Below are 15,289 nucleotides of genomic sequence, written 5' to 3'. Positions count from 1 at the left end.
TCCTCGCGGCGGGCCGGGGTGGCGGGGGTCAGACCAGGACGGCGACGCGCCACAGGGCGAGCGCGGCCAGCACGCCGACGCCGGCGGCGTAGGCCAGCACGATGCGCCAGTCGGGGCGCTGCCCGGCCAGGCTGTGCGGCAGGCCCGGCAGCCGGGAGCCGGCGCGGTGGCCGACGACCGTCGCCCAGCAGGCCGCGGCGGCCATCAGCAGCAGGCCGAGGATGCCGGCCGGGGCGCCGTCGCCGTTCGGGGAGAAGGCCAGCGGGAAGGCGAACATCAGCGACCCCAGGGTGGCCAGGGTCACCAGCGGCACCAGCACCACGAGCCGGATGCGCCGCTGCGGGCGGATGTCGCGGAAGGTGCTGGTGGGCGCCGGCTCCTCGGCGGGGTCGTCGTCGGTCTCGTGGGCGCGCGCGGCGCGGCGGGCCTCGACGAACCGCGCGGTGGGCGGGAAGCGCCTGTGCTGCGTCGACCGGGCGGCGCCGGGCGGCGCGTCCGGGGCGGGCTCGCCGTCGAAGGGCGCGTCGGCGAACGGATCCGCGCCGTGCGGATCCACCCCGTGCGGATCCACGATCGGGGAGGCGTGCGGCGGTTCCTGACGAGCCGTGTGGTGCCGGTCGTCGGCGGTGCCGAGGCCGAGGGCGTCGGCGTCCGCACGCGGCTCCGTCTCGTGGCTGAACCTGGCGACCGCGGGGCCGGTGGGGCCGGAGTCGAGGGGGTGCCGTCCGGCCGGTCGGCGGGGCGCCGGGGCGTGGCCGCCCGGTCTGCCGGAGGGGTCGGGTCTCGCGTCGCCCGGGGCGACATCGCGGTGCGCGCCGGTATCCATGGACACTCGGCCTCCCGGGACTTCGCACCTGACCGGCTTATCCAGCCGCCGACCCCTCGATCATGGCATGACGGCGAGGCGGCAAGCCCTCGTTCCGGTCCTCCGTGGCCATCACGTGATCAGGTCGTGATTGTTCGTGGTTGGCCCGATCTCACCGGTCAGATATCCGGGCGAATTCGGGCGAAATCCCCGGTTCGCATCGGCCGCTCCAGCGATCAGTTCGACTGGTTTCGAGCGCAACCAATCCGCTCCAGAGCCCGCCCGACCAGCTCCGGGGCGTCGTGGGGCAACCACGCCACGCGGTCGTCGCGGCGGAACCAGGACTCCTGCCGCCGGGCGAAACGGCGCGTGGCACGGATGGTCTCCTCCCGCGCCGCGGCTTCCGTGCACGCCCCGTCGAGGGCGGCGAGGACCTGCTGGTACCCCAGCGCGCGGGAGGCCGTCCGGCCCTCGCGCAGACCGTATTCGGCCAGATGACGCACCTCGTCGACCAGGCCGGCCCGCCACATCCGGTCCACCCGGGCCGCGATCCGCTCGTCGAGCACCGGGCGCGGCATCTCCAGCCCGATCTGGACGGCGTCGTAGACGTACTCCTGGACCGGCAGCGTCGCCGTGAACGGCCGGCCGGTGATCTCCACGACCTCCAGGGCGCGCACCACCCGGCGGCCGTTGCCCGGCAGGATCGCCCGGGCCGCCTTCGGATCGAGCGCGGCCAGGCGGGCGTGCAGCGCGCCGGAGCCCTCCTCGGCCAGTTCGGCCTCCAGCCGGGCGCGCACCTCGGGGTCGGTACCGGGGAACTCCATCACGTCCAGCGCCGCGCGGACGTACAGCCCGGAGCCGCCGACCAGGACGGGGGTGCGGCCGGCGGCCAGCAGTCGGTCGATCTCCGCCCGGGCGAGCCGCTGGTACTCGGCGACGCTGGCGGTGACGGTGACGTCCCAGACGTCCAGCAGGTGATGCGGAACGCCGTGCCGCTCCTCGGGGGTGAGCTTGGCGGTGCCGATGTCCATGCCGCGGTACAGCTGCATGGAGTCGGCGTTGATCACCTCGCCACCCAGCTCCTCCGCCAGCGCGACCCCCAGGTCGGACTTGCCCACCGCGGTCGCGCCCACCACGGCGACGACGCGGGGCGCGCCGGGGGAGGACGGCCGGGTGGCCGCGGCGGCGCGCCGGGCGAGCGCGTCGCCCGGGACTGCGGAGGGGGCGGACGGCTCCGCGCAAGGGTCGTCGGACCTGCTGTACATGAGGCAAGTCTCCCAGACGCCGACGACGCCACCGACCGCCGCGGAGGCCGCCGGGCATCCGGCACCCGGGGCACCGAACCAGGCGAAAGAGGTCGAAAGCCCTCTTATTCGCATCTCGTCCACGGGGACATCAACCACCAGGAAAGGTAGCGTCGGAGGAGAAGGGCCGCTCGCGGCCGGGAACCCTCGCGGGACCGGTCGCCGGCGGCGACGCCGCACGGACTCGTGGAGGACGGCATGGGCGCGTTCGACAAGTTCAAGGACAAGGCCGACCAGCTGAAGGACAAGGTGGGCGGCGAACGGATCGACAAGGGCGTCGAGAAGGCCGGCGACGCGGTCGACCAGCGCACCGGCGGCAAGTACGCCGAGCAGGTCGACAAGGCGCAGGAGGCGGCCAGCGAGCGCTACGGCCAGGGAGCAGGGGGCGGCGAGCCGGGCTCCGAGGGCGAGCGGCGGTAGTCCGCGCCGCCGCCCGGGGCACCTCCCCGGCGCCCGGGTCGGCCGGTGCTCCCGGGCGCCGCCCCACCGGGGCACCCGGTGCCTAGTCGGTGCCCTCCGGTCGGCCGGGGGCGTCCCCGGCCTGCCACAGAGCGGTGAAGTAGCCCACGCCGTAGGGCGCCTCCTCGCGCAGCAGCCGGGCCCGCAGCTCGCCGGACCGGGCCGCCGGGCCGGCAGCGCCGGCCAGGGCCTGCCACGCGGCGCGCCCCCCGGCGCCCAGCTCGGCGGCCAGTTCGCCGTCCAGCGCCGCGAGCGCGGCGACGTCCCCCGAGGCGAGCGCCGTGGCGACCTCCGCGTCGAAGGCCGCGGCGCGCTGGTCCAGGTAGCCCGGCGCCTTGAGGGTGCGGCAGATGCTGCCCTCCCCCACCACCAGCAGGGCGACCCGCTCGTCGCCGGCCGCCAGCGCGGGGCCGACCTCGCGCAGCAGGACCTCCGCCGGGGTGCGCGGATCCAGGGCGACGGCCGCGCAGGCCACCCGCAGCTCCGCCCCGCCGTCCACCAGGGTCTCCAGCAGGTGCGCGGCGACCGTCAGGGACGACGGGAGCCGGTCGTCGGCCGTCCGCGGGGCGGCGGGCATCCCGGGGGCCGGCTCGACGCGCCGGCCCGGCAGCACGACCTCCATGGGGACCCCGTACCGGGCGAAGTCCCCGCGGGTTCCGGCCGGGTAGGCGCGGGGCTCGCCGGCCTCCACCGGCTGCGTGTGGCCGGTGGGGCCGGTGGGGTCCGCGGGGCCCACCACCACCAGGCGGTCCGGGTGGGTCGCCAGCACGGCGGCGATCGCCTCGCCGCACGCCTTGCGGAGGTCTTCCGTCTCAACGGCCGCCGCCCCGGCCAGCCGTGGCACGAGCACGGGCGGGGCAGGGCAGATGGCAGCAGCAGCGAACACGTCCGTCCGATCGTCGCGCAGGTCGTCAGGGAGGCCGGCCGCCCGGGCCGGGCCCGGGCTAGTCGCAGCCGCAGCCGGAGGCCGAAGCCGGCGCCGGGGTGGGCGCGGGCGCGCCGATCGACGGCATGCCCAGCATCACCCCGGGCTGGGCCGGCGGCGTGGTGTTCCGCCGTTCCCAGGCGTCACCGGCGCGGGTCCGGCGGACGCCGGCCGCCGGCGCCTCGGCGAGCAGGTGGTGCGGTGCGGCGTAGCTGATGGTGACGGTCGCCGTGTCACCGGGCCGGGGGGCCGGACCGGTGGCGGGCGGAGCGAAGTGCACGAGCCGGTTGTCGGGAGCCCGACCGGACAGCCGGGCGGTCTGGTCGTCCTTGCGACCCTCGCCCTCGGCCACCAGGACCTCGACCGTACGGCCCACCTGCTTGATGTTCTCCTCCCAGGAGATCTCCTCCTGGAGGGCGATCAGACGGTCGTAGCGCTCCTGGACCACGGCCTTCGGGACCTGGCCGTCCATCTCGGCGGCCGGGGTGCCGGGGCGCTTGGAGTACTGGAAGGTGAAGGCGTTCGCGAAACGGGCCTCGCGGACGACGTGCAGGGTCTGCTCGAAGTCCTCCTCGGTCTCGCCGGGGAACCCGACGATGATGTCGGTCGAGATGGCCGCGTGCGGCATCGCCGCCCGCACCTTCTCGATGATGCCGAGGTAACGCTCCTGGCGGTAGGAGCGGCGCATGGCTTTCAGGATCGTGTCCGAACCCGACTGCAGCGGCATGTGCAGCTGCGGCATGACGTTCGGGGTCTCGGCCATGGCGGCGATGACGTCGTCGGTGAAGTCGCGCGGGTGCGGGGAGGTGAAGCGGACCCGCTCCAGCCCCTCGATCGCCCCGCAGGCGCGCAGCAGCTTGGAGAACGCCTCGCGGTCGCCGATGTCGGAGCCGTAGGCGTTGACGTTCTGGCCGAGCAGGGTGATCTCGATGACGCCCTCGGCGACCAGCGCCTCGATCTCGGCCAGGATGTCGCCGGGCCGGCGGTCCTTCTCCTTGCCGCGCAGCGCCGGGACGATGCAGAACGTGCACGTGTTGTTGCAGCCGACGGAGATCGACACCCAGGCGGCGTAGGCGGACTCGCGGCGGGTGGGCAGCGTGGAGGGGAAGCGCTCCAGCGACTCCAGGATCTCCACCTGCGCCTCCTGCTGGACGCGGGCGCGCTCCAGCAGCGTCGGCAGCGAGCCGATGTTGTGCGTGCCGAACACGACGTCCACCCAGGGGGCGCGGCGGACGATGGTGTCCCGGTCCTTCTGCGCCAGGCAGCCGCCGACGGCGATCTGCATGCCCGGGCGAGCGGCCTTCTTCGGGGCGAGCTGCCCGAGGTTGCCGTACAGCTTGTTGTCGGCGTTCTCCCGCACCGCGCAGGTGTTGAACACGACCACGTCGGCCTGCTCCCCCTTGGGGGCGCGCCGGTAGCCGGCACCCTCCAGCAGCCCGGCCAGCCGCTCGGAGTCGTGCACGTTCATCTGGCACCCGTGGGTGCGCACCTCATACGTCCGCTCACTGTGCTCGTTCATCGCCCGTCTAGCCTACGCGCTGCGGGGGCGTGGGGGCCCGGGGTGGCGGGGCCCTCCCCCGTCGGCGGTCGGCGCCCGAAGACGCCTGGGCAGGGGGGTGGGGGCGGTGGGAGGATCGGGGGCGTGGCGGAGAGCGGAGGCGGTGCCGGGCGCGGGGCGCACGACGGCCGGGAGCGGGACGGCGCGGCCGGGCGGCGGCCGTCCCGGCGGGCGGTGCTGCGGTGGGGCGGCGCGGCCGGGCTGGCCGGGGCGACGGCGGTGGGGGCGTGGCAGCTGTCGGCGTTGGCGGCGGGCGGTGGTCCGTCGGGGCGGCTGCGGTTCACCACGGGGGTGCCGACCGGCGTCTACCACATGTACGCGGAGCAGTTGCTGAAGGCGTTCCGCCACGACCTGCCGGACGTGCGGGTGGAGCTGGCGCCCTCGCAGGGGTCGGTGGAGAACCTGCGGCGGCTGGCCACGGGCGAGGCGGACCTGGGGTTCGTCGCGGCGGACGCGGTGGCCGACTACTGCGGAGAGGGGCAGGACCGGCTGCGGGCGGTGGCGCGGCTGTACGACGACTACATCCAGCTGGTGGTGCCGCGGAACTCGCCGGTGCGCACGATCTGGGACCTGCGCGGGCTGCGGGTCGGGATCGGGCAGCCGAAGTCGGGGGTGGAGCTGGTGACCCGGCGGCTGCTGAAGGCGGCCGAGCTGGTGCCCGACGTGGACTTCGAGGCGGTGGCGGTCTCCATCGACCGGGCGCCGGCCCTGCTGCGCGGGGACGGCGCGGACGCCGCGGAGCGGCTGGACGCCTTCTTCTGGTCGGGGGGCCTGCCGACCAGGGCGGTCAGCGAGCTGGTGGAGCCGTCGGTGGAGGGGGTGCGGCCGTTCCCGGTGCGGCTGGTGCCGCTGGACGGGCTGGCGGAGACGCTGCACCAGCTGCCCGCGCCGGCGGACGCCTGCCACGCCCAGCCGCTGCGCGCCTACCGGGTCTCCACGGTGCCGGCGGGGACGTACCGGGTGCGCGGCAGCCGGGAGGTGCCGGCGGCCGTGCCGACCATCGCGGTGCCCAACCTGCTGGTGTGCAACGAGGGGCTGGAGCGGCGGCTGGCGGAGGCGGCGACCCGGGTGGTGATGGACAGCCGGGACCGGATCGGCGAGGAGGTGCACTCCGCGCAGCTGGTGGACCTGCGCACGGCCATCTACACCCATCCGCTGGCGCTGCACACCGGCGCCCAGGACTACTACCGGTCGGTCAAGCCCTGATCGCCCCGCTCCGGCGCGGCGCCGGCGGGCTCGGCGGGGAGCCCGGGGGCGGGCGCCGGCGGCGGGACGGGTGCGGGCGGGCGCCGCTTAACCGGGCGTTCGGCGCGCGGGGCCCACAGGGTGACCCGCAGGCCGTGCGGGGTGTTGTGGGTGACGTCGAGGCCGCCGCCGCAGCCGACCAGCAGGGCGCGGGCGATGGAGAGCCCGAGGCCGGAGCCGTCGGTGTTCTGGTGGCGGGGGCTGCGCCAGAAGCGGTCGCCGGCGCGGCCGATCTCCTCCTCGGACAGGCCGGGGCCGCTGTCGGCGACGGTGACCCGGACCCGGCCGTCCCGGGCGTCCACCCACACCCGGACCTCGGAGCCGGCCGGGGTGTACTTGACGGCGTTGTCCAGCACCGCGTCCAGGGCGCTGCCGAAGGCCACGGCGTCCAGCAGCGCCGGCGGCACCGGCCCCGCGTCGTCCGGCGCCGCCGCGCCGGCCGCCGGCTCCGGGGGGTGCGGCAGCAGGCGCACCCGGGCGTCGGCGGCGGCGGGTTCCCAGGCGTGCAGGCGCTCGGCGACCAGCTCGGCGACGTCGGTGGGGCGCAGCGGGCGGGTGGAGCCCTCGGCGGTGGCCAGCCCGAGGATGTCGTCGACCACCCGGGCCAGCCGGCGGTACTCCTCGCGGACCTTGGCGAACTCCTCCTCGCTGTGCGGCGGCAGGTCCATGCCGAGGACCTCTATCCGCAGCATCAGCGCGGCGAGCGGGTTGCGCAGCTGGTGGGAGGCGTCGGCGACGAAGGCGCGCTGGCGTTCGAAGGCGTCCTCGACGTGGTCGGCCATCTCGTTGAAGGCGCGGGTGAGGCGGCGCAGCTCCGGCGGGCCGCCGGAGGGCGGGACGCGCGCGGCGAACCGTCCGGTGGCGATGCGGTGGGCGGTGGCGTCCAGGACCCGCACCGGGCGGAGCACCCAGCGGGTGAGCTGCACGGCGAGGGCCACGGCGGCGAGCATGGCGACGCTCTCGCCGGCGGCGAGCACCAGCCAGCCGTCCCGGACCCGGGCGCGCATGCCGTCGGTCGGGGACTCGGTGAGGACGACGGCCACCACGTCGCCGTCCCGGACGACGGGCGAGGCGACCACGAGGTAGTCGTCCTGCCAGGGCCACACCTGGGGCGGGTCGTGGCTGCGGCGGCCGGAGAGCGCCTCGCCGAAGGCGCGCTGCACCAGGGGGTCGTCGGAGACCCGGTAGCCGTCGTCGGAGATCGCCACGGGCTGCTGGTTGCGGTCGAAGATGCCGGCCCGGATGCCGTAGAGCTCACCGTACCGGCGCAGCTCGTCGCGGAGGGTGGCGATGCGGCGGGCGGCGTCCTGGTCGTCGGTGCCCTCCATCGCGCCGGTGCCGTCCGGGTCGGTGGAGCCGGTGGCCGGCCACCGCCCGACGTCGCCGGCCTTGGCGGCGGGCACGCTGTACAGCGCGAGGCCGGCGAAGCGCGCGGTGTCGTCGAGCCGGTCGACGACGACGCGCTGCTGCTGGGCGGCGGCCTGGCTGGCCGCGAGCGGCACGCCGAGCGCGAGCAGCACGCAGGCCATCAGGAAGATGAGCAGGCCGAGGAGACGGACGCGCAACGGCGCCTCACCGCCCGGGCGGGCCGGTGGGCGGGTCGGCGGCCGGTTCGTCCGACGTGCCGGCGGTCAGCCGGTACCCGATGCCACGGACGGTCTCGATGGCGTCGGGCAGGGCGAGCTTGGCGCGCAGCGAGGCGACGTGCACCTCCAGGCTGCGGGCGAGCCCGTCGTAGCTGCTCTCCCACACCTCGCTGAGGATCTGCTGGCGCCGGCAGACCACCCCGGGCCGCTCGGCGAGCAGCGCCAGGAGGTCGAACTCCTTGCGGGTGAGCGAGACCTCGCTGCCCCGGACGCGGACCCGGCGGGCGTCGGCGTCGATCTCGATGGGGCCGATCCGGCGGGCGCCGGCGGTGGCCGGGTGCGCCTCGGGAGCACCGGGCGCCGGGTGGGTGGCGGCCGGCTCGCCGGGCGCCGTGGCGGCTGCCGAGCCGGCGCGGCCGGGCTCGGTGGCGCCCGCGGCGCCGGCCGGGCGGGACTGGTGCGGGGGGCGGTTGGTGCGCCGGACGACGGCCAGGATGCGGGCGATCAGCTCGGTCATGTCGAACGGCTTGACGATGTAGTCGTCGGCGCCCAGGTCCAGCCCGTGCACCCGGTCCCGGATGTCGCCACGGGCGGTGACCATGATGATCGGGAGCGTGGCGCTGTGCGAGCGGATCCGGCGGCAGACCCGGAAGCCGTCCTGCTGCGGCAGCCCCACGTCCAGCAGCACCGCGTCGAAGGCGTCCGGGCCGGCCTGGGTCAGGCGTTCGAGGGCGTCCTCGCCGTTGCGCACGTGCCGCACGGCCATGTGGTGCCGGTTGAGCACGGTGACCAGTGCGGAGGCCACGTGGTCGTCGTCCTCCACGAGTAGCAGCTGCACCGTCCTCCTCGATCTCCCTTTCCCCCCGTTCGGCCTGGCCCGCGGCTCCCTCCCGGCGCTCGTGCCCCGGTGCGCGAGCGGTGCCGTCCGTCTCCCGTTCAACCCGACGACACCCCGATGGTCACCCGGCGAGGGGCCCGGAGGGAACAAGCGTTACCCATCCGGTACCTCAAGTGATCCTCAGATTCGATGCGTCTGGGCACGATGGCTCATATGGTCACCGGACATCGTGCCCGGGCAGCCCGTGTCCGGGCGGCGTCCGGGGCCCGCCCCACCTGCCGACCTGTCGACCTGCCGCCGGAGCTGACATGAGCCAGACCCTCGTCGCACTGGAGAGCGTGAACAAGCACTTCGGTGACCTGCACGTGCTCCAGGACATCGACCTGTCCATCGCCAGTGGCGAGGTCGTCGTCGTGATCGGCCCGTCCGGGTCTGGCAAGTCGACACTGTGCCGCACGATCAACCGGCTGGAGACGATCGATTCCGGCCGGATCACGATCGAGGGCCGGGAGCTGCCCCAGGAGGGCCGGGCGCTGGCCCGGCTGCGCGCGGACGTGGGCATGGTGTTCCAGTCGTTCAACCTGTTCGCGCACAAGACGGTGCTGGAGAACGTCACCCTCGGGCAGCGCAAGGTGCGGCGGGTCGCCAAGGCGGACGCGGAGCGGCGGGCGATGGAGCTGCTGGAGCGGGTGGGCGTGGCCTCCCAGGCCCAGAAGTACCCGGCGCAGCTGTCCGGCGGTCAGCAGCAGCGCGTGGCGATCGCCCGGGCGCTGGCGATGGACCCGAAGGTGATGCTCTTCGACGAGCCGACCTCCGCCCTCGACCCGGAGATGATCAACGAGGTGCTGGAGGTGATGCGCCAGCTCGCCGCCGACGGCATGACGATGGTCGTGGTGACCCACGAGATGGGCTTCGCCCGCTCCGCGGCCAACCGCGTGGTGTTCATGGCGGACGGGCGCATCGTCGAGGAGGCGTCGCCGAAGGAGTTCTTCTCCAACCCCCGCAGCGACCGCGCCAAGGACTTCCTCTCCAAGATCCTCAAGCACTGAGGAACGCAGGGCCGGCGCGGAGGCGGGCCAGGCGTCACCGGCGAGGGAAGGGCGCCGGAGTCGCCGCCCCGACCGCCGCCCGTCCTCCGCTCCCGCACGGACCCGCCACCGTCCGCCGGGTCCGCCCGGGCGCCCGCACGGGAAGGGGCGTCCCACCGGATACGGCCCTGTGGCCGTGGTGGCGGCCGTAGCGTAGCCGTTCGCACCTGAAGCAGTACCCGTGGCCCCGCGGCACCCGCGGGACGCACACCCGCAGTCGTAGACGTACCGTCCGATGCACCCTCACCGGACCAGTGATATGGGGATGGCCATGAAATTCCGCAAGACCGCTGTCGCGTGCCTCGCCGTGCTCGCCCTGAGCGCCACCGCCTGTGGGCGCGAGGGCTCCCCGGAGGACACCACCGCCGGAGAGGGCACCGAGACCGCGCCGGCGCTGCCGACCTACGAGGTCGCCACCGACGTGCAGATCGACTCCCCCACCTGGCAGGAGGCGCACGACGCCGGCACGATCCAGATCGGCGTCAAGGCCGACCAGCCGGGCCTGGGCTTCCAGAACGTGGCGACCAACGAGTACTCCGGTTTCGACATCGAGATCGCCAAGATGATCGCCGCCTCCCTGGGCTTCAGCGAGGAGCAGATCGAGTTCACCACGATCGCCTCGGCGAACCGTGAGACGGCGCTGTCCGGCGGCCAGGTGGACTACTACGTCGGCACCTACACGATCAACGACAAGCGCAAGGAACTGGTCGACTTCGCCGGCCCGTACTTCATCGCCGGCCAGAGCCTGCTGGTGACCAGCGACTCCGACATCACCGGCCCGGAGACGCTGGAGGGCAAGCGGGTCTGCTCGGTCAGCGGCTCCACCCCGCTGCAGCGCATGCAGGACGGCGACTACGGCGCCGAGCTGGTGGCCTACGACGGCTACGCGCAGTGCGTGGAGAACCTGATCAGCGGCCAGGTGGACGCGGTGACCACGGACGACGCGATCCTCAACGGCTACGCCTCGCAGAACCAGGGCCAGCTGAAGGTCGTCGGCGAGCCGTTCTCCGAGGAGCCCTACGGCGTGGGCCTGCCCAAGGGCGACGACGCCCTGCGCGAGGCGGTCAACGACGCCCTCCAGGAGCACATGGACAACGGCAACTGGAAGGCCGCCTTCGACGCCACCCTCGGCCTCGGCGGCGCCGAGGCGCCGGAGCCGCCGGCGCTGGACCGCTACTGACGCACCCCGTCGGCCGGCCCCGCCCGCCGGGGCCGGCCGGCAGGCGTGCCCGGCACGTCCCCCGCGCGGCCGTGGGTCGCCGCGCCCGCCCGCCCTCCCCGCCCTCCCCCTGTCGTCACCCAGGCGGCAATCCTTGACTGATGAGGTATTGCCTTGGACGTTCTGCTGGACAATCTCGACGTGTTCCGGCGTGGATTCCTCGGAACACTGTCGCTGACGGTCGTCAGCGGCCTGCTCGCCCTGGCGCTCGGCGTAGTGATCGCCGGCTTCCGGGTCTCCCCGGTACCGCCGCTGCGCGCCTTCGGCACGGCGTGGGTGACGGTGCTCCGCAACACCCCGTTGACGCTGCTGTTCTTCATCGCCGTCTTCGCCCTGCCCCGGCTCGGCGTGAGCCTCTCCTTCTACACCCTCGCCATCCTCGCGCTGGGCTTCTACACCTCGGCGTTCGTCTGTGAGGCCGTGCGGTCCGGCATCAACACGGTGCCGCTCGGCCAGGCCGAGGCGGCGCGCAGCCTCGGCATGACCTTCACCCAGACCCTCACCCAGGTGGTGCTGCCGCAGGCGTTCCGCACGGTCGTCCCGCCGATCGGCTCGCTGCTGATCGCGCTCACCAGGAACAGCTCGATCGCCGGCGCGTTCAGCGTCTTCGAGCTGTTCAGCGTCACCCGGCAGCTCAACGAGGACGGCTACAGCATCTGGTGGCTGTTCTTCTGGGTGGCCGTCTGCTACCTGGTGATGTCCGGCGTGCTCATCACCCTGTTCCGCTTCCTGGAGAACCGACTGGCGGTGGCCCGATGAGTTCCAGCGTGCTGTACGACGCGCCCGGCCCCCGGGCCCGGCTGCGCAACCGGGTGATCAGCGTGGTGACCGGGGTGGCGCTGGTCGCCCTGGTGGTCGGGGTGATCTGGCGGCTGGACTCCACCGGCCAGTTCGCCGCGCGGCTGTGGGAGCCGTTCCAGTACGTGGAGATCCAGGAGCGCATCCTGGGCGGCGTGCTCGCCACCCTGCAGGCGTTCGCCCTGGCCGGCCTGTTCTCGCTGGTGCTGGGCGCGGCGCTGGCCATCGGCCGGCTGTCGGACCACGCCTGGGTGCGGCTGCCCTGCGCGGCGGTCGTGGAGTTCTTCCGCGCCATGCCGCTGCTGGTGATGATCTTCGCCCTGTACCTGGCCTTCTTCACCGCCACCCCGCTGTGGGCGCTGGTGATCGGCCTGACCCTGTACAACGGGGCGGTCCAGGCGGAGGTCATCCGCGCCGGCATCAACGCGGTGCCCCGCGGCCAGCGGGAGGCCGCGTACGCGCTGGGACTGCGCAAGAGCCAGGTGATGATGACCGTGCTGCTGCCGCAGGCCGTGCGGTCCATGCTGCCGACGATCATCAGCCAGCTGGTGGTGACCCTGAAGGACACCTCGCTGGGCTTCATCATCACCTACGAGGAGCTGCTCTACGTCGGCCGGCTGATCGCCTCGAACTCCTCCGGCTACCCGTACATCCCGGTGGTGCTGGTGATCGCGCCGATCTACATCGGCCTGTGCATGGCGCTGTCCGCGCTGGCCACCTGGCTGGAACGGCGCGGGCGGCGCAACCCGCGGCTGGCCGGCCGTCCGGGCCCGACCGGCGCCGGCGCGGAGAACGACATGGCGCAGACCCCGCTGCTGGTCGCCGGCGCGGTGACGTCCACGGACGTCCAGGACGCCAAGGTGGACGGCGGCTCCCTGGGCGGCGACGCCTCGGCCTCCGGCGGCGGCCAGTAGGCCGCCTCCCCGCCCGGTCCGCCCACCGCTCGACGCGGCCGTCGGCACACCGGGCCCGCCTCGTGGGGCGTGCGGCGAACGCCGCGCGCCCCACGGCGTTTCCCGGCGCGGCCCCGGCGAACTGGCGGTGCGTCAACCACCGGCCGGATCCGGAGGTCCCACCCCACGCGACGCCTCCGGACGCGTACCCTGACGGCGCACACCCGCGCAGCCGATCCGGCGCACGCCCCCGCGCGTGCTCCGGAACCCGGTTACCGTGGCTGTGCACCTGCTTTCGCTTGACGTGACACCTCGCCAGTCTGTTGCATACTCGGAGTAATCGCGCAGGGTGCCACCCGGCGCGGGCCGCCGCGGTGGCCCGACCGGCGGTGCCGGCCGCGATGCGCACCACCGTGCACGGAATGCCCGTCGTGCACGCCAGGCCCGTCCCAGCGCACAGGAGCGAGGTCCGTCATGGATCCGGTGATCGTCGTCGGTGCAGGCCCCGTGGGTCTCGCGCTCGCGCTCGCCCTGGCCGGCAACGACGTCCCGGTGCTGGTGCTCGACGCCGGGGGCGGCATCAGCCCGGAGACCACCCGCACCACCGTGCTGCGTCCGGACACCACCGCGTTCCTCGGCGGCCTCGGCTACCGCCGGGTGGTCGGCGACGGCGCCGGCTGGCACCTGTGGCGCACCCTCGACCGGCGCCGGGAACTGCTCGAACTCCCCTGTGCCATGCCCATGACCGGCGGCGGACAGCCCGACCTCCCGGTGCCCGCGGCCACCACCGGCCGGGCGCCGGCCCGCCGCACGGACTCCGCCGCGCTCGCCCCCCGCACGCCGCCCGTCCGCGCCGGCGGGCTGCGCCTCCCGGAGGGGCCGGCCACCGTGCTGCACCTGGAGCAGCACCGCCTGCAACGCGGACTGCGCGACGCCGTCACCGCCACCCCCCTGGTGCGGATCGTCCAGGGGGTCCGGGTGGACGGCGTCCAGCAGGACGACACGGGCGTCAGCGTCCGCACCGTGCCCGCCGACGACGCGCCCGAGGGCGCCGGTCCGGCCCGCGCCGGCGGGGCGGGCGGCCCGGGACCCGGCGGGGCGGAGGCCACCTGGTGGCGCGGCAGCTACCTGGTGGGGTGCGACGGCGCCCTGTCCGCCGTCCGCAAGCTGCTGCGCGTCCGGTTCCCCGGACGCACGGCGGTGGACCGCCACGCGGTCGCCACCATCCGGGCCGCCCTGCCCTTCGACGGTGAGGCCCGCCTCCAACTGCGCCCCCCGTGGCACCGGGCGGAGCAGGAGGTCACCGCGCGCCCGCTGCCGGACGGCATCTGGCGGATCGACTGGCGGCTCCCCGGCGGCTCCGGCGACACCCCGGTCGACCGCCGCTCCCCCCAGCAGGCACCGATGCCGGCCGACGAACTCCTGCCCCGGCTGCGCGGCGCCCTGGAGGCCTGGTGCGGGGGCGTCCCCCGCTACGAGCTGCTGGGAGCCTCGCAGTACGTCGTCCACCAGCGCCTGGCCCGCACCTGGCGGGTGGGGCGCGCCTTCCTCGCCGGGGACGCCGCCCACCTGCTGGGCGCCCTGGGCACCCAGAGCGTGGACGAGGGCCTGCGCGACGCGGAGAACCTGGCCTGGAAGCTCTCCCTCGCCTGGCACGGCCAGGCCGGGCCCGGCCTGCTGGACAGCTACCAGATCGAACGGCGGGGCAGCGTCGGCGCGCGGCTGCGCGCGGCCGACCAGGCGCTTCCCCTGCTGCGGCCGCGCAACCGGCTCCAGGCGGCCCGGCGGGCCCTGCTCTACGGCTCCACCCGCCGGCACGCCCCGCTGCTCTCCGCCGCCCACCTCGGCGCCGGGCCGCTCGGCGAACCCCCGGCCTACCTCGTCTCGCCGCTCACCCACGCCCTGCCCCCGGCCATCGGCCCGGAGGGGCAGGGCAGGTCGGGCGGGAGCCGCAACCGTTCGGGCCAGCGGGGACGCGGCGGGCGCGCCTCAGCGGCGGCGTTGCGCGCCATCGCCGAGCGCTACGGCACCGCCCCGGGCTGCCGGGTGGAGGACGTGCCGGTCACGGACATGGCCGGCGGCCGCCACCGGCTCACCGCCCGCCTCGGGTGGGGACTGGTGGTGCTGCTGGTGGCCCCGGGGACGGAGGTGTGGCCCAGCGAGCACTGGCTGCACGCGGGAATGATGCCGGAGCTGTCCGCGGCCACCCGGGCGCTGCCCGTGCCCGCCGAGCTCCTGGTCACCGAGCGTTACCTGCAGGCGCCCGCGCACAGCGTGCTGCTCATCCGGCCGGACGGGCACCTGGCCGCGGCCATGCCCGGATGCCGGCCGGAGGAACTGCGCGCCTGGGTGGAGGCGGTCCGCGGCGGCTCGCCGGCCGACGGCGCGCCCACCGGCACGGCCGCCTCCGGCGCCGACCGGCGCGCCCGTGGCACCCGCGGACCGGCCGGTGCCGCCATGGCACCCGCCACCGGGGCGCGGACCGGCGCGGCGGGACGGCGGCCCGGCGCGAGCGACGACCGCCCGGGCCCGGTGGCGACCCACCGCTGACGGCCGGCGCACCGCCGGACG

The 15,289-nt window shown here is 75.1% G+C and carries 13 protein-coding genes; 7 read left to right on the top strand and 6 right to left on the bottom strand.

Annotated elements, in window-relative coordinates:
- Positions 1-28 precede the first annotated feature (28 nt).
- Positions 29-832 (bottom strand): hypothetical protein, encoded by an 804-nt coding sequence (locus FHU37_RS27340; RefSeq protein ID WP_218903879.1) that lies wholly within the window; start codon positions 830-832, stop codon positions 29-31.
- 209 nt (positions 833-1,041) lie between these two features.
- The gene (gene miaA / locus FHU37_RS00160) at positions 1,042-2,070 is read right to left on the bottom strand and encodes a tRNA (adenosine(37)-N6)-dimethylallyltransferase MiaA (protein ID WP_179812206.1); all 1,029 of its coding nucleotides are present in this window, start codon (positions 2,068-2,070) and stop codon (positions 1,042-1,044) included.
- 225 nt (positions 2,071-2,295) lie between these two features.
- Here miaA and FHU37_RS00155 point away from each other — a divergent pair, with 225 nt between their 5' ends.
- Complete coding sequence (locus FHU37_RS00155; protein WP_312892346.1) at positions 2,296-2,529, top strand: antitoxin; 234 nt, start codon at positions 2,296-2,298, stop codon at positions 2,527-2,529.
- 82 nt (positions 2,530-2,611) lie between these two features.
- Here the strand turns inward: FHU37_RS00155 and FHU37_RS00150 are convergent, their stop codons facing one another.
- Positions 2,612-3,418, bottom strand: a complete 807-nt coding sequence (locus tag FHU37_RS00150; protein ID WP_312892345.1) for a class III extradiol ring-cleavage dioxygenase family protein — start codon at positions 3,416-3,418, stop codon at positions 2,612-2,614.
- 94 nt (positions 3,419-3,512) lie between these two features.
- Entirely contained in the window at positions 3,513-5,012 is a 1,500-nt protein-coding gene (gene miaB, locus FHU37_RS00145; RefSeq protein ID WP_179812204.1) for a tRNA (N6-isopentenyl adenosine(37)-C2)-methylthiotransferase MiaB, read from the bottom strand.
- Between the two features lie 213 nt (positions 5,013-5,225).
- Between miaB and FHU37_RS00140 the strand changes: the two genes are divergently transcribed.
- Positions 5,226-6,257 carry a TAXI family TRAP transporter solute-binding subunit gene (locus FHU37_RS00140; protein WP_376774005.1) on the top strand — a complete coding sequence of 344 codons (1,032 nt, stop codon included), beginning with the start codon at positions 5,226-5,228 and terminating at the stop codon, positions 6,255-6,257.
- Here FHU37_RS00140 and FHU37_RS00135 read toward each other — a convergent pair.
- Together FHU37_RS00135 and FHU37_RS00130 are read right to left on the bottom strand one after the other, a co-directional pair.
- Positions 6,236-7,861 carry a sensor histidine kinase gene (locus tag FHU37_RS00135; protein ID WP_179812202.1) on the bottom strand — a complete coding sequence of 542 codons (1,626 nt, stop codon included), beginning with the start codon at positions 7,859-7,861 and terminating at the stop codon, positions 6,236-6,238. The genes FHU37_RS00140 and FHU37_RS00135 overlap by 22 nt on opposite strands.
- A gap of 7 nt (positions 7,862-7,868) precedes the next feature.
- Positions 7,869-8,720: a response regulator transcription factor gene (locus tag FHU37_RS00130; protein WP_179812201.1), complete on the bottom strand. Its 852-nt coding sequence runs from the start codon at positions 8,718-8,720 to the stop codon at positions 7,869-7,871.
- Positions 8,721-9,028: 308 nt separating this feature from the next.
- Here FHU37_RS00130 and FHU37_RS00125 point away from each other — a divergent pair, with 308 nt between their 5' ends.
- From FHU37_RS00125 to FHU37_RS00105, 5 genes are all read left to right on the top strand, one after another.
- Positions 9,029-9,769 carry an amino acid ABC transporter ATP-binding protein gene (locus FHU37_RS00125; RefSeq protein ID WP_179812200.1) on the top strand — a complete coding sequence of 247 codons (741 nt, stop codon included), beginning with the start codon at positions 9,029-9,031 and terminating at the stop codon, positions 9,767-9,769.
- Positions 9,770-10,079: 310 nt separating this feature from the next.
- On the top strand, positions 10,080-10,988 hold the full coding sequence (locus FHU37_RS00120; protein WP_179812199.1) for a glutamate ABC transporter substrate-binding protein: 909 nt from the start codon (positions 10,080-10,082) through the stop codon (positions 10,986-10,988).
- A gap of 153 nt (positions 10,989-11,141) precedes the next feature.
- Positions 11,142-11,786, top strand: a complete 645-nt coding sequence (locus FHU37_RS00115; protein ID WP_179812198.1) for an amino acid ABC transporter permease — start codon at positions 11,142-11,144, stop codon at positions 11,784-11,786.
- Positions 11,783-12,739: an amino acid ABC transporter permease gene (locus FHU37_RS00110; protein WP_179812197.1), complete on the top strand. Its 957-nt coding sequence runs from the start codon at positions 11,783-11,785 to the stop codon at positions 12,737-12,739. Before FHU37_RS00115 ends, FHU37_RS00110 begins: the two co-directional genes overlap by 4 nt.
- Before the next feature lie 453 nt (positions 12,740-13,192).
- The gene (locus FHU37_RS00105) at positions 13,193-15,268 is read left to right on the top strand and encodes an FAD-dependent monooxygenase (RefSeq protein ID WP_179812196.1); all 2,076 of its coding nucleotides are present in this window, start codon (positions 13,193-13,195) and stop codon (positions 15,266-15,268) included.
- The last annotated feature ends 21 nt before the right edge of the window (positions 15,269-15,289 follow it).

Origin of the sequence: Allostreptomyces psammosilenae (assembly GCF_013407765.1) — a bacterium.
GTDB lineage: Bacteria > Actinomycetota > Actinomycetes > Streptomycetales > Streptomycetaceae > Allostreptomyces > Allostreptomyces psammosilenae.
The sequence above is the reverse complement of the archived record's forward strand: the minus strand, read 5'-3'. Positions and strand labels throughout refer to the sequence as shown.